Source organism: Nonomuraea sp. NPDC050790 (genome assembly GCF_044456745.1).
GTDB lineage: Bacteria > Actinomycetota > Actinomycetes > Streptosporangiales > Streptosporangiaceae > Nonomuraea.
The window spans coordinates 96,901-116,894 of record NZ_JBITGF010000003.1 but is presented as its reverse complement, the minus strand read 5'-3'; the positions used below and the strand labels follow the sequence as shown (position 1 = coordinate 116,894).

18 protein-coding genes are annotated in these 19,994 nt (G+C 69.7%); 11 read left to right on the top strand and 7 right to left on the bottom strand.

Annotated elements, in window-relative coordinates:
- Positions 1 to 102: 102 nt before the first annotated feature.
- From ACIBEJ_RS15420 to ACIBEJ_RS15400, 5 genes are all read left to right on the top strand, one after another.
- On the top strand, positions 103 to 1,131 hold the full coding sequence (locus tag ACIBEJ_RS15420) for a LacI family DNA-binding transcriptional regulator (RefSeq protein ID WP_397183364.1): 1,029 nt from the start codon (positions 103 to 105) through the stop codon (positions 1,129 to 1,131).
- Positions 1,128 to 2,102: a sugar ABC transporter substrate-binding protein gene (locus ACIBEJ_RS15415; protein ID WP_397183363.1), complete on the top strand. Its 975-nt coding sequence runs from the start codon at positions 1,128 to 1,130 to the stop codon at positions 2,100 to 2,102. The genes ACIBEJ_RS15420 and ACIBEJ_RS15415 overlap by 4 nt, the downstream gene beginning before the upstream one ends.
- Positions 2,099 to 3,586, top strand: coding sequence for a sugar ABC transporter ATP-binding protein (locus ACIBEJ_RS15410; RefSeq protein WP_397183362.1), 1,488 nt, complete (start codon positions 2,099 to 2,101; stop codon positions 3,584 to 3,586). The genes ACIBEJ_RS15415 and ACIBEJ_RS15410 overlap by 4 nt, the downstream gene beginning before the upstream one ends.
- Positions 3,583 to 4,545: an ABC transporter permease gene (locus tag ACIBEJ_RS15405; protein ID WP_397183361.1), complete on the top strand. Its 963-nt coding sequence runs from the start codon at positions 3,583 to 3,585 to the stop codon at positions 4,543 to 4,545. The genes ACIBEJ_RS15410 and ACIBEJ_RS15405 overlap by 4 nt, the downstream gene beginning before the upstream one ends.
- Before the next feature lie 196 nt (positions 4,546 to 4,741).
- Positions 4,742 to 5,026 carry a hypothetical protein gene (locus ACIBEJ_RS15400; protein ID WP_397183360.1) on the top strand — a complete coding sequence of 95 codons (285 nt, stop codon included), beginning with the start codon at positions 4,742 to 4,744 and terminating at the stop codon, positions 5,024 to 5,026.
- A 5-nt stretch (positions 5,027 to 5,031) separates the two neighbouring features.
- Here the strand turns inward: ACIBEJ_RS15400 and ACIBEJ_RS15395 are convergent, their stop codons facing one another.
- The 5 genes from ACIBEJ_RS15395 to ACIBEJ_RS15375 all read right to left on the bottom strand — a co-directional run bounded on the left by ACIBEJ_RS15395 (position 5,032) and on the right by ACIBEJ_RS15375 (position 9,964).
- On the bottom strand, positions 5,032 to 5,499 hold the full coding sequence (locus ACIBEJ_RS15395) for a hypothetical protein (protein WP_397183359.1): 468 nt from the start codon (positions 5,497 to 5,499) through the stop codon (positions 5,032 to 5,034).
- Positions 5,500 to 5,620: 121 nt separating this feature from the next.
- A complete protein-coding gene (locus tag ACIBEJ_RS15390; protein WP_397183358.1) occupies positions 5,621 to 7,093 on the bottom strand; it encodes an NADH-ubiquinone oxidoreductase-F iron-sulfur binding region domain-containing protein in 1,473 nt (490 codons plus the stop codon).
- Positions 7,094 to 7,109: 16 nt separating this feature from the next.
- On the bottom strand, positions 7,110 to 7,832 hold the full coding sequence (locus tag ACIBEJ_RS15385; RefSeq protein ID WP_397183357.1) for a hypothetical protein: 723 nt from the start codon (positions 7,830 to 7,832) through the stop codon (positions 7,110 to 7,112).
- Positions 7,833 to 7,889: 57 nt separating this feature from the next.
- Positions 7,890 to 9,335 carry a DUF1996 domain-containing protein gene (locus tag ACIBEJ_RS15380; RefSeq protein ID WP_397183356.1) on the bottom strand — a complete coding sequence of 482 codons (1,446 nt, stop codon included), beginning with the start codon at positions 9,333 to 9,335 and terminating at the stop codon, positions 7,890 to 7,892.
- Positions 9,336 to 9,352: 17 nt separating this feature from the next.
- Entirely contained in the window at positions 9,353 to 9,964 is a 612-nt protein-coding gene (locus ACIBEJ_RS15375; RefSeq protein ID WP_397093965.1) for a DUF4142 domain-containing protein, read from the bottom strand.
- A gap of 109 nt (positions 9,965 to 10,073) precedes the next feature.
- On the opposite strand from ACIBEJ_RS15375, the gene ACIBEJ_RS15370 reads away from it, so the two are divergent.
- Genes ACIBEJ_RS15370 through ACIBEJ_RS15355 form a run of 4 tightly spaced genes read left to right on the top strand, consistent with a single transcriptional unit; the run spans position 10,074 to position 16,566 of the window.
- Entirely contained in the window at positions 10,074 to 10,616 is a 543-nt protein-coding gene (locus ACIBEJ_RS15370) for a sigma-70 family RNA polymerase sigma factor (RefSeq protein ID WP_397183355.1), read from the top strand.
- Positions 10,616 to 10,795 (top strand): zf-HC2 domain-containing protein, encoded by a 180-nt coding sequence (locus ACIBEJ_RS15365; protein ID WP_397183354.1) that lies wholly within the window; start codon positions 10,616 to 10,618, stop codon positions 10,793 to 10,795. Before ACIBEJ_RS15370 ends, ACIBEJ_RS15365 begins: the two co-directional genes overlap by 1 nt.
- Before the next feature lie 60 nt (positions 10,796 to 10,855).
- The gene (locus ACIBEJ_RS15360; protein ID WP_397183353.1) at positions 10,856 to 11,650 is read left to right on the top strand and encodes a tryptophan 2,3-dioxygenase; all 795 of its coding nucleotides are present in this window, start codon (positions 10,856 to 10,858) and stop codon (positions 11,648 to 11,650) included.
- 47 nt (positions 11,651 to 11,697) lie between these two features.
- Positions 11,698 to 16,566: an NAD-glutamate dehydrogenase gene (locus ACIBEJ_RS15355; RefSeq protein WP_397183352.1), complete on the top strand. Its 4,869-nt coding sequence runs from the start codon at positions 11,698 to 11,700 to the stop codon at positions 16,564 to 16,566.
- A 169-nt stretch (positions 16,567 to 16,735) separates the two neighbouring features.
- On the opposite strand, the gene ACIBEJ_RS15350 is transcribed toward ACIBEJ_RS15355, so the two are convergent.
- A complete protein-coding gene (locus ACIBEJ_RS15350) occupies positions 16,736 to 17,761 on the bottom strand; it encodes a hypothetical protein (RefSeq protein WP_397183351.1) in 1,026 nt (341 codons plus the stop codon).
- Positions 17,762 to 17,808: 47 nt separating this feature from the next.
- Here ACIBEJ_RS15350 and prfB point away from each other — a divergent pair, with 47 nt between their 5' ends.
- Positions 17,809 to 18,924: a peptide chain release factor 2 gene (gene prfB / locus ACIBEJ_RS15345; RefSeq protein WP_397183350.1), complete on the top strand. Its 1,116-nt coding sequence runs from the start codon at positions 17,809 to 17,811 to the stop codon at positions 18,922 to 18,924.
- Here the strand turns inward: prfB and ACIBEJ_RS15340 are convergent.
- A complete protein-coding gene (locus tag ACIBEJ_RS15340) occupies positions 18,910 to 19,101 on the bottom strand; it encodes a hypothetical protein (RefSeq protein WP_397183349.1) in 192 nt (63 codons plus the stop codon). The two genes, prfB and ACIBEJ_RS15340, sit on opposite strands and share 15 nt — an antisense overlap.
- A 202-nt stretch (positions 19,102 to 19,303) precedes the next feature.
- On the opposite strand from ACIBEJ_RS15340, the gene ftsE reads away from it, so the two are divergent.
- Positions 19,304 to 19,993, top strand: a complete 690-nt coding sequence (gene ftsE, locus ACIBEJ_RS15335; protein ID WP_091079803.1) for a cell division ATP-binding protein FtsE — start codon at positions 19,304 to 19,306, stop codon at positions 19,991 to 19,993.
- Position 19,994: the final 1 nt, after the last annotated feature.

The following is a 19,994-nucleotide window of genomic DNA, read 5'->3' as shown; positions in this document are numbered from 1 at the left end:
CATCTACACGTGTTGCCAACCCTGGGAGGCGGACGAATACTGCGAAATCAACACGAGTTGCTAGGACCGAAGGGCGCAACCGCAGTGGTCACACGCCGGGATGTGGCACGGCTGGCCGGAACCTCCGAGGCCGTCGTCAGCTACGTGCTCAACAACGGGCCGCGCAACGTCGCCCCGCACACCCGCGAGCGCGTGCTGCGCGCCATCGACGAGCTCGGTTACCGGCCGAACGTCGTGGCCAGGTCGCTGCGCACCAGCCGTACCCACACGATCGGGCTCGTCGTGCCCGACAACGCCAATCCGTTCTTCGCCGAGCTGGCCCGCGAGATCGAGGACGTCGCCTTCGAGCACGGCCTGACCCTGCTGCTCGGCAACGCCATGGACGACGACGAGCGCGAGGCCGCGTACGTGCGGACGCTGATCGACCGGCAGGTGGACGGGCTCATCCTCATCCCCGCCCACGGGCCGCGCGCCTGGCGCTCGCTGCTGGCCGCCTCCCGGGTGCCCTGCATCGTCCTGGACCGCGAACTCGACGACACCACCGCCAGCCACCTGCTGCTCGACAACGCGGGCGGTGCCCACCAGGCCACCCGCCACCTGCTCGGCCACGGGCAGCGGCGGATCGGCTGCGTGGCCGGGCCCAAGGACATCCACCCCACCGTCGACCGGGTCGCCGGGTGGGCGCGGGCGCTGACCGAGGCGGGGCTCGACCCTTCGCGGATGCCGCTGGCGCACGGGCCGTTCGGGCGGCGGCAGGGGTACCTGAGCGGGCGGGCGCTGCTGTCGCGCGAGGACCGGCCCACGGCGTTGTTCGTGACCAGTGACGAGCAGGCCATCGGGGTGATGCGGGCGGCGGCCGAGCTCGGGCTGAGCGTTCCCGGCGACGTCGCGCTGTGTTCGTTCGACGGGATCGCGGCCTCGTCGTACACGGTTCCCGCGCTCACCACCATGCGCCAGCCGATCGAGGCGCTCGGCCGCCGGGCCGTCGAGCTGCTGGTCGCCCGGATCGGCGGGCAGGAAGCGGTGGGAGAGCGGGTGGTGCTGGAGGCGACGCTGATCCGGCGGGGCTCGTGCGGCTGTCCCGATCCGGTCGGCGGTGTGGACGACCATGCTGAAGGAGAAACCAGATGAACAAGAAGATCGTCGTCGTGGCCGGTCTGGCGCTCGCGCTCGCCGCGTGCGGCAGGGAGGGCGGCGCCCCGTCCGGCGGGCAGAGCGCCGCGGCGCCCGAGCCGGGGGAGAAGCCGGGCGTGTGCCTGGTGATGAAGTCGCTGGCCAACGAGTTCTTCCAGCAGATGCAGAAGGGCGCGGAGGAACACGCGGCCAAGCGGGGCGACCTCACGCTCAGCGTGGTCGGCATCCAGAACGAGACCGACATCGACAACCAGGTCGCCGCGATCGAGAAGTGCGTGACGCAGCAGGCCAAGGCGATCGTGATCGCCCCGGCCGACTCGCGCGCGCTGGTCGCCCCGCTCAAGCGCGCCGTCGACTCCGGCGTGAAGGTCGTCAACATCGACGTCCAACTGGAGGAGGGCGCGATGAAGTCGGCCGGGATCGCCGACAAGGTGCCGTTCGTCGGGCCCGACAACCGCGAGGGCGCCAAGCAGTCCGGGATGGAGCTGGTCAAGGCCGTCGGCAAGGACGCCGAGGTGGTCATCCTGGAGGGCAACCCCGGCGCGGCCAACGCCGCCCAGCGCAAGGCCGGGTTCGAGGACGCGATCAAGGCGGGCGGCCTCAAGCTGGTCGACTCCAAGACCGCCCACTGGGAGACCAACGAGGCCCACACCGTCTTCGGCAACATGCTCACCGCCCACCCCGGCATCAAGGGCGTCCTGGCCGCCAACGACAACATGGCGCTCGGCGCGCTCAAGGCCATCGAGGAGCAGGGCAGGAAGGATCAGATCAAGGTGGCCGCCTTCGACAACATCCCGGCCATCGCCTCCTACGTCAGGAGCGGCGCGGTCGTGTCCACCCTCGACCAGTACGGCGCGCAGCAGGCCGCCAACGGCATCGACTACGCAATGAGGATGATCGCGGGCGAGAACCTCAGCGGCTGGCAGAAGACCGAGATCAAGCTGATCACCAAGGACAACGTCGGATGATGAAGGTCACCGGCCTGCTCAAGCGCTTCCCCGGCGTGGTGGCGCTCGACGGCGTCGACCTGGACCTGCGGGCGGGGGAGATCCACGCCCTGGTCGGCGAGAACGGCGCCGGCAAGTCGACGCTGGTCAAGGTGCTGGCCGGGATCCATCCGGCGGACGGCGGGTCGATGACGCTCGACGGGCGGCCCTACACGCCCGGGAGCGCGGGCGACGCGCTGGCGGTGGGGATCTCGGTCGTTCATCAGGAGCTGGCGCTGCTGCCGTACCTGACGGTGGCGGAGAACCTCTTCCTGCGCGCGCTCCCGCGCAGGGCGGGGGTGGTCGACCGGCGGCGGCTGCGCGCGGACGCGGCGGCGCTGCCGGCCGAGATCGGGCTGGACGTCGCACCCGACACGCCCGTCGAGCGGCTCGGCATCGCGCAGATGCAGCTCGTGGAGATCGCCAAGGCGATCTCGGTCGAGGCCAGGATTCTGATCATGGACGAGCCGACGGCGACGCTCACCTCGCGCGAGTCGGGGCGATTGTTCGGGATCCTGCGCGGGCTGCGCGAGCGCGGCGTGGCGATCGTCTACATCTCGCACCACCTGCAGGAGGTGCTGGAGCTGGCCGATCGGGTCACCGTGCTGCGGAACGGGCGCAGTGTCATGAGCCGTCCGATGGCCGGGGTGAGCGCGCCCGACCTGGTGCGGGCGATGGTGGGGCGGGATCTGGCCCAGGAGTATCCGCCGCTGCCCGAGCGGGCGGAGGGCCCGGAGGTGCTCAGGGTCACCGGGCTGCGGGTCAGCGGGTTCGAGGGGCCGCTGTCGTTCTCGGTGCGGGCGGGGGAGGTGGTGGGGGTCGCCGGGTTGGTGGGGGCGGGCCGTACCGAGGCGATGCGGGCGATTTTCGGAGCAGACCCGGCCACCTCCGGAAATATCGAGCTTTACGGCAAGAAGGTGCGAATACGGCACCCCAAGGATGCCGTGCGGCACGGCATCAGCCTGCTCACCGAGGACCGCAAGTCGCAGGGCCTGGTGCTCGACCTGCCCGTCAGCGCCAACGTGACCCTGGCCAAGCTGCGCGGCGCCCTGCTGTCCTTCACGCGGGAACGCGCCGTCGCCGAGCGCCTGGGCAGCCGCCTGCACCTGCGCTCGTCCGGGGTCGCCCAGCAGGTACGCACGCTGTCCGGCGGCAACCAGCAGAAGGTCGTCCTGGCCAAATGGCTCAACGCCGGATCCGACATCCTCATCGTGGACGAACCCACCCGAGGCATCGACGTCGGCGCCAAGTACGAGATCCACGAGCTGCTGCTCGGCCTGGCCGCGGAGGGCAAGGCCCTGCTCGTCGTCTCCTCCGACCTGCCCGAGCTGATGGGCATCTGCGACCGCATCCTCGTCTTCTCCCGCGGCAAGATCGCCGGAGAGGTCGCCAGGGCCGACTTCGACGCCGAGCGCATCCTCACGCTGGCCTACTCGGGCTACCTCAAGAACGGTGACCACTCATGATCAAACGGCTCGTTCTCGGCGAGGCGGGCATCGGCGTCGCCCTGGTCCTGCTCGCGGGCTTCTTCGTCCTCGCCGCCCCGAACTTCGCCACCGAGCAGAACCTCCGCAACATCATGACCCAGATCACCCTGAACACCGTGCTGGCCGTCGGCATGACGTTCGTGATCCTGGTCGGCGGCATCGACCTGTCGGTCGGCTCCTCGATGGCGCTGTGCGCGGTCGTCTCCGGCACCATGATGGCCGGATCGTCCTCCGCCGCCACCCTGGTCGGCGCCATCCTGATCAGCGTGCTCGTCGGCGGGGTGGTCGGCTGGCTGAACGGCTTCATCTCCGAACAGTGGCGGGTCCCGTCCTTCATCGTGACCCTCGCCATGCTCAACATCGCCCGCGGCGCGGCCGAGCGCTACACCGACGCCGCCACCATCTACAACCTCCCCGCCGCCCTGAACGACTTCGGCACGCTCACCCTGATCGGCATCCCCGCGGTGTTCTGGGTCGCGGTGCTGCTGGTCGCCGCGGGCTGGTTCGTGCTCTCCCGCACGGTGTTCGGCCGCCTCGTCTACGCGACCGGCAACAACGAGGAGGCGGTACGCCTGTCCGGTCACCGGACCTCCCGCATCAAGATCGCGGCCTTCGTGATCGCCGGCTTCACCGTGGGCGTCGCGGCGATCCTCTACATGGCCCGCCTCAACATCGCCAGCCCCATCCTCGGCCAGGGCTACGAACTGAACGCGATCGCCGCCGTGGTCATCGGCGGAGCCTCGCTGATGGGCGGCCGAGGCTCCATGGTCGGCACCTTCCTCGGCGCCTGCCTCCTGGGCGTCCTGACCAACGGCCTGCTGCTGATGGGCGTGTCCGACTTCGAACGCCAGATCATCACCGGCCTGGTCATCCTGGTCGCCGTGGTCCTGGACGCCTACCGCCTGAGACTGGCCCGCAAACTCGCGGTCGCTCCCTGACGTCCTTGACCACCGTCACACTCACCCGGCGCCACGTGCTGGACGCGGGAACAGGACCACCGGTCGCACGCGGCCTGCCCCCGCCCTGAGGCCCGATGCGCGTCCGGGTAGGTCGGGTTGCCGTGGTTTTCGCACATGGCCCGGACCTGAGCAACACCCCCGATCCGCGGCAGGTCCCGGTCGTATCATCGAAGGCATGGCTGACCAGGTGTGGACCGTGGCGTGGTGGCGCTCTGGTTGGGGAGTCTGGCCGGGCGAAGAAGCCGACCTCACGACCGAGCCGGCGTACACCACTCTCAACATCACCCAGGCCGCACCGGACGCGGCCGGACATTGGGCGATCGGCGTGATCCCGCACGGTTCAGGATCGGTACGCTGCCAGTTCGGCGGCGACCCCGACGGCGAAGCCAAGTTCCTGAAGCGGATCGAGGAACAACGCGAACTTCGCCGCCGGCGCCGCCGCCGACTCTGGCTCTTCTGATCCGCCTACGCGATGTCCCTGGCGTCCTCGCAGTTCACCGACGTGGTCTGTTCATCGGTCGCACGGAACTCCTTGCCCGTGTCGAACGTCCCCGCCTGCGCCACCTCCACCCTGTAGCGCCCCGACTTGCACGGCGACAGCGCATACGAGTAGACGTGCTCGCGTCCCGGCGGCTCGTGAAACTGCTCGTACCCGGCTTTCAGCCACTCCCCGCCGAACCGGCTCGCCTTGTACGACACCTGAACGCGCGTGAGCTGCGTGGCGATCACATCCGGTGTGGTGCAGGTCTGATACACCTGCACCCGCACCCTGGGAGCCGCGCTGCCGAAGCGGACACCCTCGATCGCCACCTCTTGAAAGCAGCCGTCCGCGCTGGTGCGCGGCGGATCGGTCGTGCTGCCACGGCAGCTTTCCGGAGCCGTGCCGATCACGAGAATCCCTATCACCACGAGCTTCACCGTTGCGCCGTGCAAGTCCACTCCTCATCTGCCCGCTTCTCGTCGAAGCGATGATGCGGGGTCGCTCGCGAGCGCGTGGTCTCCACCGGTTGCGGCGGTGGAAGAATCACCTCCCACGACGCAAACTTCCGGGTGGTCAGGCGAGGCGGAGGGCGAGGGCGGGGCACATGCCTACTGTTCGTTTGGCCTCCTTCAGCATCCATTCGGGCACCGGGCGGAAGCTTGGGTAGCCGAAGTCGTCCAGGTCCACGAACTCGGGGAGCAGGTGGGCGCACAGGCCGTGGCCCTGGCAGCGGGTCCAGTCGACGTCCAGGCGGTATTCGGGTTCCGGGGCCGCGTCCGGTAACGGGAGGACGCCGCGGACCGGGCGGCCGCAGGTGCCGGCGTCCTGGTGGGCGGCGATGTCGTCGGCGAACACGTCCAGGGCCGAGAGGATGAAGCGGGCCGTTCCGTCGGGGTGGAAGCAGGCGCCGCGTCTCTCGATCGCGCGTACGGCCCGCCGTACCGCATCAGGAGACCCCGAGCCGGACGTCAGCGAGCCCAGGGTGCGCGCCACGTCGGGCAGGCCGAGGCGGCACGGGCCGCACTGACCCGAGGACTGGGCGGACAGGTACGAAGCCACGCGGGCGGCCTCGCCCAACGGGCAGGTGGCGGTGCCTATCGGGACCACGATCCCGGCCCCGAGCTCGCCTCCGGCCAGTTTCATGCCCTCGCGGGACACGCTGGCCGCCGCGGCGGCGGCGGGGTCGAGCCAGGCGCCGTGGTAGCCGCCGACCAGGACGCCGTCGCCGGGTTCGGCGTCGCACAGGTCCAAGACGGTCGACAGGGGCATGCCGGCGGCCACCTCGACGACGGACTCGGACGCGGCGCCGCCGCTCACGGTGAGCAGCAGGGTGCCGGGCTCGCGGGAGGTGCCGGCGTCGGCGTAGGCCTGCGTGCCCAGCTCGGCCAGCAGGGCCACCTGCGCGAACGTCTCGGCGTTGGACAGCAGCGTCGGTAACCCGTTCACGCCGGAGTTGCTGGCCCGCTTCTTGCGTCCCGGCGGCGTGGCTTCGAGGCCGTTCACCCCGCGCACCAGCGCCCCGCCCTCTCCGGAGATGAACCGCTCCGGCAACCCGACCACCCTGATGCGCAGGTGGCTCTCCTCGGCTCCCGCGACGGCGGCGGCCTTGCGTTCGGCCACCGCCGCGGCCATGGAGCCCTCGCCGACCTCGCCCTCGACGGTGGCGATCACCACCTCGCGGGCGTGCAGCGCCTCGGCGGCCAGCACCGCGCCGTCGAGCACCAGGTGCGGCGTGCGCACGAGCAGCATCGCGTCCTTGGAGCTGGCCGGCTCGCCCTCCACGGCGTTGACCAGCACGACGCTCTCGCGCGCCCCGGCCGCCTCGGCGACGGCCCGCATCTTGCGCGCGAACGGGAAGGCGGCGCCGCCCCGCCCGCGCAGATCGACCTCCTCGACCTGGGCGAGGAGGGTTTCGAGGTCGCGCGGGGCGGGCGTGCCGTGGACGGTGCGGTGGGCGGGCAGGTCGAGCCGCCGGCAGTGGTCGAGGCCGGCGGTGATCCTGGCGGGTCCGAGCCGCTGAACACGCGGCACCCTGTGCGGAATCATCGGTGGGACTCCTTTCTCAGCCCGCCGCCCGGAACTTCCGGCGAGCGGCGTCGAGGCTGACGGGCGCCTCGGGGACCTGGGGTTCGGTGCGCGTCTGCGGCACCGCTTCCGGCGCCTCGACGGGTTCAGGTACGGCCGGCGGCCGTACGATCGTGGCCACCACCCGCACCAGCAAGGCGGCGCCCACGGCCGCCAGGCACGCCACGTACGACCAGGTGACCCACGCCGTCGGCGGCCGCCCGGCGGTCAGCCCGTGCAGGACCGCGATGGGCCAGGCCAGGTACGCGCAGGCGTGCAGCGAGCGCCAGATCCACGGCTGCGGGGACCCGGCGAACATGCCGCGCAGCAGCCCGCTGGTAGCGGAGATGACGAGCAGCCCGGCCGCCACGGCGCCGAGCACCGGCGGCCGTTCGATCTTCATGGCGACGTGCGTGGCCAGCGCCGCCATCCCGGCCATGGCCACGATCCGGTGGGCGAACTGCGCGTACACGCGATGGCGGGCGGACAGGAAGACCCGCTCGGTGGCGATGAGGCCGAGGGCCACGGTCGCGGTCAGCGTCACCAGGGCGATCACGCCGACGTAGAAATCGAGGAAGCCCAGCAGTTCCAGTCCGCGGGGCGATCTGGCCAGCGCGTAGCAGGACAGAAGCAGCGCGGTGATCCCGGCCGTCAGGCCGAGGCGGACCGGTCGCGTGTCCAGTTTGGACGGCGCGTGCCGGGGATTTCGTCGGTGGAGCATGCGTTCCTCCCAGGGTCGGTTGAGGGTGCGACTCGGGGGAGCGCCGCCGCCGGGGCGCTAGCAGCGGCGCCCGCGGTTGATGCAGTTGACGGCGAAGGCCATCAGCCGGTCAGGCATCACGTTGGCGAAGTCCGCGTGGTCGGTGACCGGGTTGTGCTTCTGTTCGGGGAAGGCGTCGAGGGCGTAGGAGGGGCCCTGCGGCACGTTGTACGTCAGGACCATCCGTAGCTGGGGCACGGCCCTGGTGCCCTGGGGACAGCCGCCCTGGCCGGGGAAGACGACGTGCGTGCGGTGGTTGGCGCTGTCGGTGTTCTGGCCGTCCCAGCAGCTCGGGAAGTCCAGGACGCGTACGACCTGGCTGAAGCGCGGGCACAGCGGGTACTGGGTGGTGATCCGGTTGGTGAACCCGGTGCAGGTCCACTGGGCTCGGGCGTTGGCGCCGCCGTTCGTGGCGGCCTTGGCGTCACCGGTGATCAGCCTGAGGAACCTGGGCATCGCGACCACCCGGCTCCTGGTGGCGGCGCGGAACTGCAGCGTGACCGAGCGGGGGCGCAGCACGCGGCCGACGTTGCCGTCCGGGTCGCCGGCGTTGTCGTCGACCTTGCGGTCGCGGAGCACCGGCCAGAAATATGTGGATTTGTCGCCCAGGCGGCAGGTGGTGCCGGCGGCGGCGAGGCTCTCGTCGGTGGAGAAGGCGTCCGTGGACAGGTTGCCCACGTAGTCGTGCAGGTGGTGGGCGCCGTTGCGGACACCGGGCGCGACGATGAAGTTGTCGGGATTGTTGTGGCCGTTGCCGTTGGTGCCGCAGGCGGACACGAACGAGCCCCTGGCCTGCAGCAGGTTGCCGCGGGAGTTCGGCCTGACCCGCCTGATGTCGATGAAGTCCGCCACGAACGGGCCCAGGTCCGCGCACTCCTCCTCCTCGTCCTGGCTGGGCGAGGGCGACGGCTCCTGCGACGGGTCGTCGCCGGGGTCCTGGGAGGGGTCCTGGGAGGGATCCTGGCTGGGGTCCTGGCTGGGGTTCTGTGACGGGGTGCGGGTGGGCGCCCTGCTGGGCTCCCGTGATCGGGTACGGCTGTCCGCCTGCTCGGGATCCGGCGACAGGGCAGGGGGAGCGATCCCGCCACCGGAGCCGAGGTCGTCCTGCGGAGCGCCCTGGTCGCCCTGAGGGTCGTTCTGCGGATTGTTCTGCGGGTCGTTCTGGGGATCGTTCTGCGGGTCGCCCTGACCGTTCTGGTCGCCCTGCTGGTTCTGGTCGCCCTGCTGGTTCTGGTCCCCTTGCTGATTTTGGTCGCCTTGCTGGTTCTGGTCGCCTTGGCGGTTCTGGTCGGCCGGATTCTGCTCGTCGGCCTGCCGGTTCTGGGACTGCTGGCGGCCCTGCTCGGCCGGATCGCAGTGGTCGGCTCGCGCGGGGACCACGCCGATGACGGCCGCGGACACCAGCCCGCCGGCCACCAGGGCCAGCGCGGACACGGCCGCAGCCACGGGTTTGGATCTGCTCATCGCATCTCTCCTTCGGGTTAGCGCGGTGCCGGGGGTTCGGGCAGGTCGGAGTAGTTGACCAGGCCGATCGACTCCAGCAGCGTCATGTGCCTGAGCACCGCGGCGTTCGCCTTGGCGGCGAACTTCCTGACCTCGTCGTTGCGCGTTCCCGCCCGGACGGCCGCCACGACCGAGAAGACCTTGCCGTGCGCCTGGCGCAGCAGGTTGGTGTACTCGCGGTCGTAGTCGGCGGCCGAGGCGGCGGAGATCTGCGCCATCCAGGTCTGCTGGTCGGCCGAGGCGGTGCTGGGCAGCGCGACGTCGAGCTCCGCGGCCACGGCCCTGACCTCGACGTCGAGCTTGAGGTGGTCCTCGATGATGTGCCCGGCGACCTCCTTGAGCCGGGCGCTCTGGCCGCGTTGCTGGGCCTGCTGGCTGGTGGGGATCTCCCAGAGTCCGGCCTGCCGTACCTTGATCAGGAGATCGCGGTCGGCGGGCCCGAGCGGGCCGGAATCCGTCATCGTCCAGCCCGCCTGCGCCGTCGTGCTGCCGGGAGGCAGCACCAGCAGGACCGTCACCACGGCCGCCACGGCGAACGAGCCGAGCATGAAGAACTCTCCCGCCCCCAATCGGCGGCGAAACCTACGCATGGTCGGGGATACGCGGGCTTGCGGGGGCCGGTTCACCTATTAGGGGGAGATAGTCAGAATTGACTGGAGTTATCGGAGTGACTACCGAAGTGGTAACGAAGGTGTAAAGATGTGGGCCGTGCTAGCTCACTTCGACGGTACAGACGCCGACGAGGAGCATCGCATCTTGGTGCTCTACCAGGAGTTTCGCGGCCCGCTCCTGCGCCACGTGCGCAAGGCGACCGGAAACGACCTCCAATGGGCGGAGGACGTCGTCCAGGAGACGATCGTCCGTGCCTGGCGGAACTCGGCGAGACTGCAATGGGAACCCAGCCTCATCTGGGCGTGGCTGCTGACGGTGGCCCGCCGCATAGTGATCGACGGGCGCCGCCGCCGTAGCGCCCGGCCACAGGAGGTAGAACCCCCGGAGGTGGATACCGTCGCCGTGCCCGACGCCTCCGATCGGGCGCTGTCGGCGATCGTCGTCGCCGACGCGATGCGCGCTCTGTCGGACGAACACCGCGAAGTCATTGAACAGACCTACCTACGGGACCGTACGATAAGTGAAGCGGCGGAGATTCTGGGGATCCCGCCCGGCACTGTCAAGTCCCGGCTGTACTACGGGATCAGGGCACTGCGCGAACTTCTGCGTGAGAAGGGGGCGGCGGGCTGATGCACCACGAGGTGGCGGCTTATGCCCTCGGTGTCCTTGACGAAGAGGAGCACGAGGCGTTCGAGCGCCACCTCGAGACCTGCCAGGACTGTCAGGCAGAGCTCGTGGAGCTGAACGAGGTTCCCGAGCTGCTGGACGAACTCAAGCATTCCCCCACCGCCTCGGAAGACTCGCATTGACGTAGAGGTTCCTTTTGAGGTGGTATCGGTAGGGCCGGTAGAAGTTGGGGGAGGTGCCCGGTGGGGTTCAACGCTGACCCCCCAGACAGGCGGTTCGGCGAAGAGGGCGGGCAGCTCTCCTATGGCGGCTATCTGCGCCTGACGGACCTGCTCGCACAGCAGCAACCCCAGTCGCAGGCCCCCGACGAGCTGCTGTTCATCACCGTCCACCAGGTCTACGAGCTGTGGTTCAAGCTGCTCCTGCACGAGCTGGAGGCGGCCCGCGCGGCCATGTTCAACGGCGAGCTGTGGCAGGCCAGGCACGTCTTCCAGCGGGTGCACGCGGTCGAGCGGGTGCTCGTCCAGCAGGTCGACGTCCTGGAGACGATGACGCCCCAGGACTTCCTGGCGTTCCGCTCGAAGCTGTCGCCGGCCAGCGGATTCCAGTCGGTGCAGTTCCGGGAGCTGGAGTTCCTGTCCGGCGCCAAGGACCCCCGCTATCTCGACCGCCTCAGGCACGCCAGCGAGGAAGAACTCGCCAGGCTGCGCAGGCGGCTCGACGAACCCACGCTGTGGGATGCTTATCTCACCGCCCTCTCCCAGCGTGATCTGCCGGTCTCCGACGCGGAGATCATGGATTCGCTGCTGGCCGTGGCGAGGGACCGCCGGTCGCACGACGACCTGTGGCAACTGGCCGAAGACCTGCTGACCCACGACGAGACCGCTCAGCTCTGGCGGATGCGGCACGTCCAGATGGTCGAGCGCCAGATCGGCACCAAGTCCGGCACCGGTGGCTCGACCGGCGCGCCCTACCTGCGAGGCAGGACGCGCCTGCACTACTTCCCCCTGCTGTGGGAACTGAGAGCCTGGCTATGAACAACCAGGTGACGTTTGGCGAACCCTCACAAAGGAGTGAGAGCGAGATGCCGCTCGACGAGGCCAAGGATGAGCTGCTCCAGCGAGCCGCCCAGAGATGCGCCGCAGGAAACGACCACGTGACCCCCGAGGAGGCGCTGGCCTTCCTGCGCGTCTACTACCGGCATGTCGCCCCGGAGGACCTGCTCGACCGCAACCCCATTGACGTGTACGGCCCGGCGATGTCGCACAAGCAGCTTGCCGAGGTGCGACCGCAGGGCAGGGCGGTGGTCAGGGCGTTCACGCCCACCTTGGAGGACAACGGCTGGGACCCCGGGCACTCGGTGGTCGAGGTCGTGACCGACGACATGCCGTTCCTGGTGGACTCGGTGACGATGGAGCTGGACCGCCTCGACATCGGCATCCACCTGGTCGTCCACCCGCAGATGCGGGTGCGCCGCGACATGACCGGCAAGATGCTCGGCCGCGGCCAGGAGGACGCGACCGGGCAGATGCTGGTCGAGTCGTGGATCCACATCGAGATCGACCGCCAGGCCGACCCCGAGGTGCTCAAGCGGCTCGAAGCCGACCTCCAGCGCGTCCTGGCCGACGTGCGCCACGCGGTCGAGGACTTCGCCAAGATGCGGGCGCTGGCCGTGCAGACCGCGGAGGACCTCACGCTCAACCCGCCGCCGCTGGAGCCTGCCGAGGTCGAGGACAGCCTCGACCTGCTGCGCTGGCTCGCCGACGGGCACTTCACCTTCCTCGGCTACCGCGAGTACCGCCTGGAGGACACCGACGAGGGCGAGGCGCTGCGCTCGCTGCCGGGCGCGGCGCTGGGCATCCTGCGCGACGACAAGGTGGGCTCGGAGAGCTTCTCCGCGCTGCCCGCCGAGGTACGCGCCAAGGCCCGCGAGAAGCAGTTGCTCATCATCACCAAGGCCAACTCGCGGGCGACCGTGCACCGGGCCGCCTACCTCGACTACATCGGGGTCAAGCTGTTCTCGCCCGACGGCGAGGTGGTCGGCGAGCGCCGTTTCCTCGGCCTGTTCACGCACGTGGCGTACAACGAGTCGATCTCGCGCATCCCGGTGCTGCGCCGCAAGCTCGCCGACGTGCTGGAGCAGGCGGGCCTGGCCGCCGACAGCCACGACGGCAAGGACCTCATCGAGATCCTGGAGACCTTCCCGCGTGACGAGCTGTTCCAGACCTCGGTCGAGCAGCTCGTCCCGATCGCGATGGGCGTGCTGCGGCTGCGCGAGCGCAAGCAGGTCAGGCTGTTCCTGCGGCGCGACGACTACGGCCGCTACATCTCCTGCCTCATCTACCTGCCGCGCGACCGCTACACCACCAAGGTCCGGCTCAAGATGCAGGAGCTCCTGCTCAAGGCCCTCGGCGGCAGCACGCTCGACTACAGCGCGATGATCGGCGAGTCCGCGCTGGCCCGCCTGCACGTGGTCGTGCGGGGGGAGCGCGGCAAGCAGTTGCCGCCGCCCCGCGTGGACCTGGAGGAGCTGGAGTCGCGGCTGGCCGCGATCACCCGCTCCTGGGAGGACGACCTGGCCACCGCCCTGTCCGAGATGACCTCGGAGGAGGAGGCGCCCGGCCTCATCCGGCGCTACCAGTCCGCCTTCCCCGAGGGGTACAAGGCCGACTTCCCGCCGAAGATGGCCGTCGTCGACCTGCGCAGGCTGGAGCAGCTCGTCGGCGCCACCGACGAGGTCGGCATCAACCTCTACGAGCCCTACGACGCCGCGGAGGGCGAGCGCCGGCTCAAGATCTACAAGCTCGGCGCCCCGATCTCCCTGTCCAAGGTGCTCCCGCTCATCCAGCGCCTCGGCGTCGAGGTGGTCGACGAGCGGCCGTACGAGGTGGACAGGGACAACGACCCGGCCACCAAGAACGCCTGGATCTACGACTTCGGGCTGCACTACACGCCCTCGGCCGAGGTCGACCGCAACGACTTCAAGCGCCTGTTCCAGGACGCGCTGTCGGCGCTGTGGAAGGGCGAGATCCAGGCCGACAACTTCAACGCGCTCGTGCTGTCGGCGGGGCTCACCTGGGAGCAGGTCGAGATCCTGCGCGTCTACGCCAAGTACCTGCGCCAGGCCGGCACCACCTTCAGCCAGCGCTACATGGAGCGCGTGCTCGGCGGCAACGTACGGCTTGCCAGGCTCCTGGTCCGCCTGTTCGAGGCCAGGCTCGACCCGAGGCGCTCCGACGAGGTCCGCGCCGACCTGGTCGAGGCGCTCACCGAGGAGATCCTGGGCGCGCTGGACGAGGTGGCCTCGCTCGACGAGGACCGCATCCTGCGCGCCTACCTGGAGATGATCCAGGCCACCCTGCGCACGAACTACTTCCAGACCGGGGCCGACGGGCAGCGCAAGCCGTACATCTCGCTGAAGTTCGACCCGCTGGCGATCAGCGTGCTCCCGCTGCCCCGGCCGAAGTACGAGATCTTCGTCTACTCGCCGCGGGTCGAGGGCGTGCACCTGCGCTTCGGCAAGGTCGCGCGTGGCGGCCTGCGCTGGTCGGACCGCATGGAGGACTTCAGGACCGAGATCCTCGGCCTGGTCAAGGCGCAGATGGTGAAGAACACCGTCATCGTGCCCACGGGCTCCAAGGGCGGATTCGTGGTCAAGCGCCCGCCGGCCGGCGGCGGCAGGGAGGAGTTGATGGCCGAGGGCATCGACTGCTACCGCACGTTCATCTCCGGCCTGCTCGACGTCACCGACAACCTGGTGGACGGCAAGGTCGTGCCGCCGCCCGACACCGTCAGGCACGACGGCGACGACACCTACCTGGTCGTCGCCGCCGACAAGGGCACCGCGACGTTCTCCGACATCGCCAACAGCGTCGCCAAGGAGTACGGGTTTTGGCTCGGCGACGCGTTCGCCTCAGGCGGGTCCGTCGGCTACGACCACAAGGCCATGGGCATCACGGCACGCGGCGCCTGGGAGTCGGTGAAGTACCACTTCCGCACCACCGGCGTGGACATCCAGCGCACCGACTTCACCGTGGCCGGCATCGGCGACATGTCCGGCGACGTCTTCGGCAACGGCATGCTGCTGTCCCAGCACATCAGGCTCGTGGCCGCCTTCGACCACCGGCACATCTTCATCGACCCCGACCCCGACGCGGCCCGCTCCTACGCCGAGCGGCGCCGGCTGTTCGAGCTGCCGCGCAGCTCCTGGGCCGACTACGACGCCGACCTGATCTCGGCCGGCGGCGGCGTCTTCCCGCGCACCGCCAAGTCCGTGCAGCTCACCCCGCAGATCCGGCAGGCGCTGGGCATCGCGGACGGCATCACCTCGATGACGCCCAACGAGCTGATCAGCGCCATCCTCAAGGCCCCCGTCGACCTGCTGTGGAACGGCGGCATCGGCACCTACGTCAAGGCCGTCGCCGAGTCCAACGCCGACGTCGGCGACAAGGCCAACGACGGGCTGCGGGTCAACGCCGCCGAGCTGCGCTGCAAGGTCATCGGCGAGGGCGGCAACCTGGGCTTCACCCAGCTCGCCCGCATCGAGTTCGCGCTCAACGGCGGCCTGGTCAACACCGACTTCATCGACAACTCCGCCGGAGTCGACACCTCCGACCACGAGGTCAACATCAAGATCCTGCTCGACCAGGTCGTACGCGACGGCGAGCTGACCGACAAGCAGCGCAACCAGGTCTTCACCTCGATGACCGACGAGGTCGCCGACCTGGTCCTGCGCGACAACTACAACCAGAACGTGGTCCTGGCCGCGGCCCGCGCCCAGGGGCCGGAGATGCTCCACATCCACGCCCGCTACCTGCGCAAGCTGGAGCGCGAGGGACTCGTCAGCCGCGAGCTGGAGTTCCTGCCGTCGGACAAGCAACTCGCCGAACGCCGCCAGGCCAGGCTCGGCCTGACCGCGCCGGAGTTCTCGGTCATGCTCGCCTACACCAAGCTCGTGGTCGACGCCGAACTGCTCGGCTCCGACCTGCCCGACGACCCCGCGCTGGCCCCCTGGCTGGTGTCGTACTTCCCGTCGGCGCTGCGCGAGCGCTTCCGCTCCTACATGGACGCGCACCCGCTGCGCCGCGAGATCATCACCACCTGCGTGGTGAACGAGCTGGTCAACTCGGCGGGCACCACGGTCATGTTCCGCCTCGGCGAGGAGACCGGCGCCTCCACGCCCGACATCGTGCGGGCCTGGCTGGTCACCCGCGAGGTCTTCGACCTGGCCAGCTTCTACCGCCAGGTCGAGTCGCTCGACAACAAGGTGGACACCTCCACGCAGATCGCCATGCTGCTGGAGGCGCGCAAGCTCGCCGAGCGCGGCACCCGGTGGCTGCTCAACAACCGCCGCCCGCCGATGGACCTGTCCGGCGCCGTGAGCTTCTTCGTCAAGGGCGTCAACGGGCTGCTCTCGCACATCCCCAAGATGCTCACCGGCCCCGACCTGGCCGCGTTCGAGGAGCGCAGGGACGCGTTCGTGGCCCGCGGGGTGCCGCTGGAGCTGGCCGAGCGGGTGGCCGCGATGGTGCCCGCCTACTCCACGTTCGACCTGGTCGAGGTCAGCTCGCTGACGGACCGGCCGGTCAACGAGGTGGCCGAGGTTTACTTTGACCTGGCCGACCGGCTCCAGCTCGCCCAGCTACGCGAACGCGTCATCGCGCTGCCCCGCGACAACCGGTGGAACGCCATGGCCCGCTCCGCCCTCCGCGACGACCTGTACGCCGCCCACGCCTCTCTCACCCGCGACGTCCTGGCCCACACGGCGCCGGGCGCCTCTCCGGAGGAGCGGCTGGCCCGCTGGTCGGAGTCGAACTCGGCGGCGGTCGGCCGGGCCAGGCAGACGCTGTCGGAGATCTGGGAGAGCGACAACTTCGACCTCGCCACGCTGTCGGTCGCCCTGCGCGCCATCCGCACGCTGGTCAGCGCCAGCAACCTGCCCCACGCGGGCTGAGCTGACGAGCCCGGGTCCCGCTTCGGGGCCCGGGATCGGTCAACGGTACGGCGTCGCGGCGCGCGGCCACGTCCGACGTGAGAAGCGCCCGACGATCGGCGGCCACCCACGGCGTCGGGAGGCGCTCAGTTGGCTTGCCGTAACGGAAGAAGGGTTTGAGCAGGAGGATCTAGTCGCCGGAGGCGCGCGTGACGCCGCCGTCGTGGGCGATGACTTCGGCGCGGGTGGGGGCGGACGCGGGCGGGACGGACGTCGCGTACTGGTGGATCTCCGACACCTTCAGCGACCGCCGCAGCTTGGAGTCCGAGATCGCCCACCGCGCGGCGTCCGGCACCGGGATGCCGTCGCTCTCCGCGCTCTTCGTCGCGGGTGTGGTCGTGGAGGTCCTGGTCAGCGTGTACTGGATCAGCGCGCCGCCGTCCTTGGTGCGCAGCGCGAACACCGGGTACTCGCCCGCGCTCAGGATCGAGTCGTAGGTGAACCCGTCCTGCTCCCAGCGCGCCCGGTCCGTGGCGATCTGCGCCGCGATCTCCGTCGTGTACGGCCCCGCCGCCAGCAGATCGGCGGCCACCCCGCCCGAGCCCGCCTCGGCCACCGTGGCATGCAACGGCGCCATGAACTTGGGCCCGATCAGCACGCTCTTGTCATCGGGCGTCACCGGTGTGGCGTAGCCCTGCGCGTCCACCTCGACCTCGGGCGCCTTCTCCCCGGGCAGCAGCCGCGCCGCCGAGCTCAGCCGCCACTTGTCGGACGACTTGGCGAAGATGAGGAAGGTCGGTTGCCCGTCGCGCGCCACCAGCACGCTGAACCACGGCGCGGCCGCGTCCGCCGGGAAGCGCGGCACGAGCATCGTCGGCTCCCCCCACGAGCGCAGCGGCGGACGGCCGTCGCTCGACTCGAACGCGGCCGAGGTGAGGTCGCGCTGCCCGTCACGGGTCAGGTCGACGTCGAACCTGAGATCACCGGCCATGCGCAGCACGTTGTCGGTCGCGGTGATCTCGGTGAAGATCTCGCGCGCCTCCTGCGGCGTGATGGCCGGCGTCTCGGGCGAGGTCGTGGGCGAGGCGGTGACCGGCCCGCCGGAGACGTTCGCGGCCTTCGTGGGCGTCGCGTCAGGCGAGCCCGAGCAGGCGACCACCGCGGCCAGCAGGCCGGCGGCGAGCGCCAGCACCTTCCGCCGACCGTAAGCACGCACCTCGCCATGTTATTCGGGCGGGCGAGGGTCGCGTACCCTTGGGAGACGTGGCAGTCATCGATCCGGCAGAAGAGATCAACGAGCTCGCGGGCACGCTCCGGAGCATCCAGGACGTGCTCGACCTCGACGCGATGCGCAAGCAGATCGAGGAGCTGGAGGAGCAGGTTGCCGCGCCGGATCTGTGGGACGACCCCGACAAGGCGCAGAAGGTGACCAGCAAGCTCTCTCACCTGCAGGGCGAGCTCAACCGGGTCGAGGGCCTCAGCCGGCGCATCGAGGACCTGACCGTCCTCTACGAGCTGGCCGCCGAGGAGGGCGACGAGGACACCAGGACCGAGGCCGACAAGGAGCTGGCCACGCTGCGCGCCGACATGGGCGCGATGGAGGTCCGCACGCTGCTGTCGGGCGAGTACGACGCGCGCGAGGCGCTGATCACGATCAACTCCCAGGCCGGCGGCGTCGACGCGGCCGACTGGGCGGAGATGCTGCTGCGCATGTACCTGCGCTGGGCCGAGCGCAAGGGCTACTCCACCGAGGTCTACGAGACCTCCTACGCGGAGGAGGCCGGCATCAAGTCCGCCACCTTCACCGTCAAGGCCCCCTACGCCTACGGCACGCTACGCGGCGAGCACGGCACCCACCGCCTCGTCCGCATCAGCCCCTTCGACAACCAGGGCCGGCGCCAGACGTCCTTCGCGGGCGTGGACATCGTCCCCGTGGTGGAGCAGACCGACCACATCGACATCAACGAGGACGAGCTCCGCGTCGACGTCTACCGCTCCAGCGGCCCCGGCGGCCAGGGCGTCAACACCACCGACTCGGCGGTGCGCATCACCCACCTGCCGAGCGGCATCGTGGTCTCCTGCCAGAACGAGCGCTCCCAGCTCCAGAACCGCGCCACCGCGATGGCGGTGCTGCAGGCCAAGCTGCTGGAGCGCAAGCGGCAGGAGGAGGCGGAGAAGATGTCGGAGCTGCGCGGCGCCACGACCACCTCATGGGGCACGCAGATCCGCAACTACGTGCTGCACCCCTACCAGATCGTGAAGGACCTGCGGACCGGCACCGAGGCGGGCAACCCGACCGCCGTGCTCGACGGCGACCTCGACGGGTTCATCGAGTCGGAGATCCGCTGGATGCGCCGCCAGGAGTCAGGCGCCAACTAGGTGCCTGGCCGCCAGGGCGAAAAACAGCAGTACGAGCAGCACCAGGACGATCACGGCGGGGGAGAGCCCGCCGAATCCGTGCTGGTGCATCCGTTCACGGTTGGCGCGGCAAAGCGCGCAGCGGCCCTCGATGACCGGATGGGCGCAGCGCGCGCAGACGAGGTCTTCGCAACTCATGTCAGCCCCAAGTGTAGCCGCACAATCGTTTTGTTTCCGTTATGGACGTTCCATGCCAGTCTTCCCCCTAGACTGTGCTCTGGCCAATCGGAACGTCGATCATCAGTAAAGATGGACGCCCCCGGTGGGCCGCGGCGGGAAGTGGGCATGTGCCACCCTTGCTTCCGTCCTGACCCCTAGACTGGCATGCCGTGATGCTCTCGTGATCCATTTCGATAATGTCACCAAGGTCTACGCGAACCAGAACCGGCCCGCTCTCGACCACGTCTCCGTTGACGTGGACAAGGGCGAGTTCGTGTTCCTCGTCGGTCCCTCGGGATCAGGCAAGTCCACCTTTCTCCGCCTGATCCTCAAGGAAGAGCGGCCCAACTCGGGTGCGATCCATGTCGCAGGCAAGGATCTGGCCCGGCTGTCGAACTTCAAGGTGCCGCACCTGCGCCGCCGTATCGGCTGCGTCTTCCAGGACTTCCGGCTGCTCCCGAACAAGAACGTCTACGAGAACGTGGCGTTCGCGCTCGAGGTCATCGGAAAGCCGCGGCGGTTCATCCGCAAGGTGGTCCCGGAAGTCATCGAGCTGGTCGGCCTCGAAGGCAAGGCGCACCGCATGCCCGACGAGCTGTCCGGCGGCGAGCAGCAGCGTGTCGCCATGGCCCGCGCCTTCGTCAACCGGCCCATGATCCTGCTGGCCGACGAGCCGACGGGCAACATCGACCCCGCGACGAGCATCGGCATCATGAAGGTGCTCGACCGCATCAACCGGACCGGTACGACGGTCGTGATGGCCACGCACGACGCGGCCATCGTCGACTCCATGCGCAAGAGGGTCGTGGAACTCGAGGACGGCAAGATCGTCCGCGACCAGTCGCGTGGCGTCTACGGCCAGGCGTACTGAC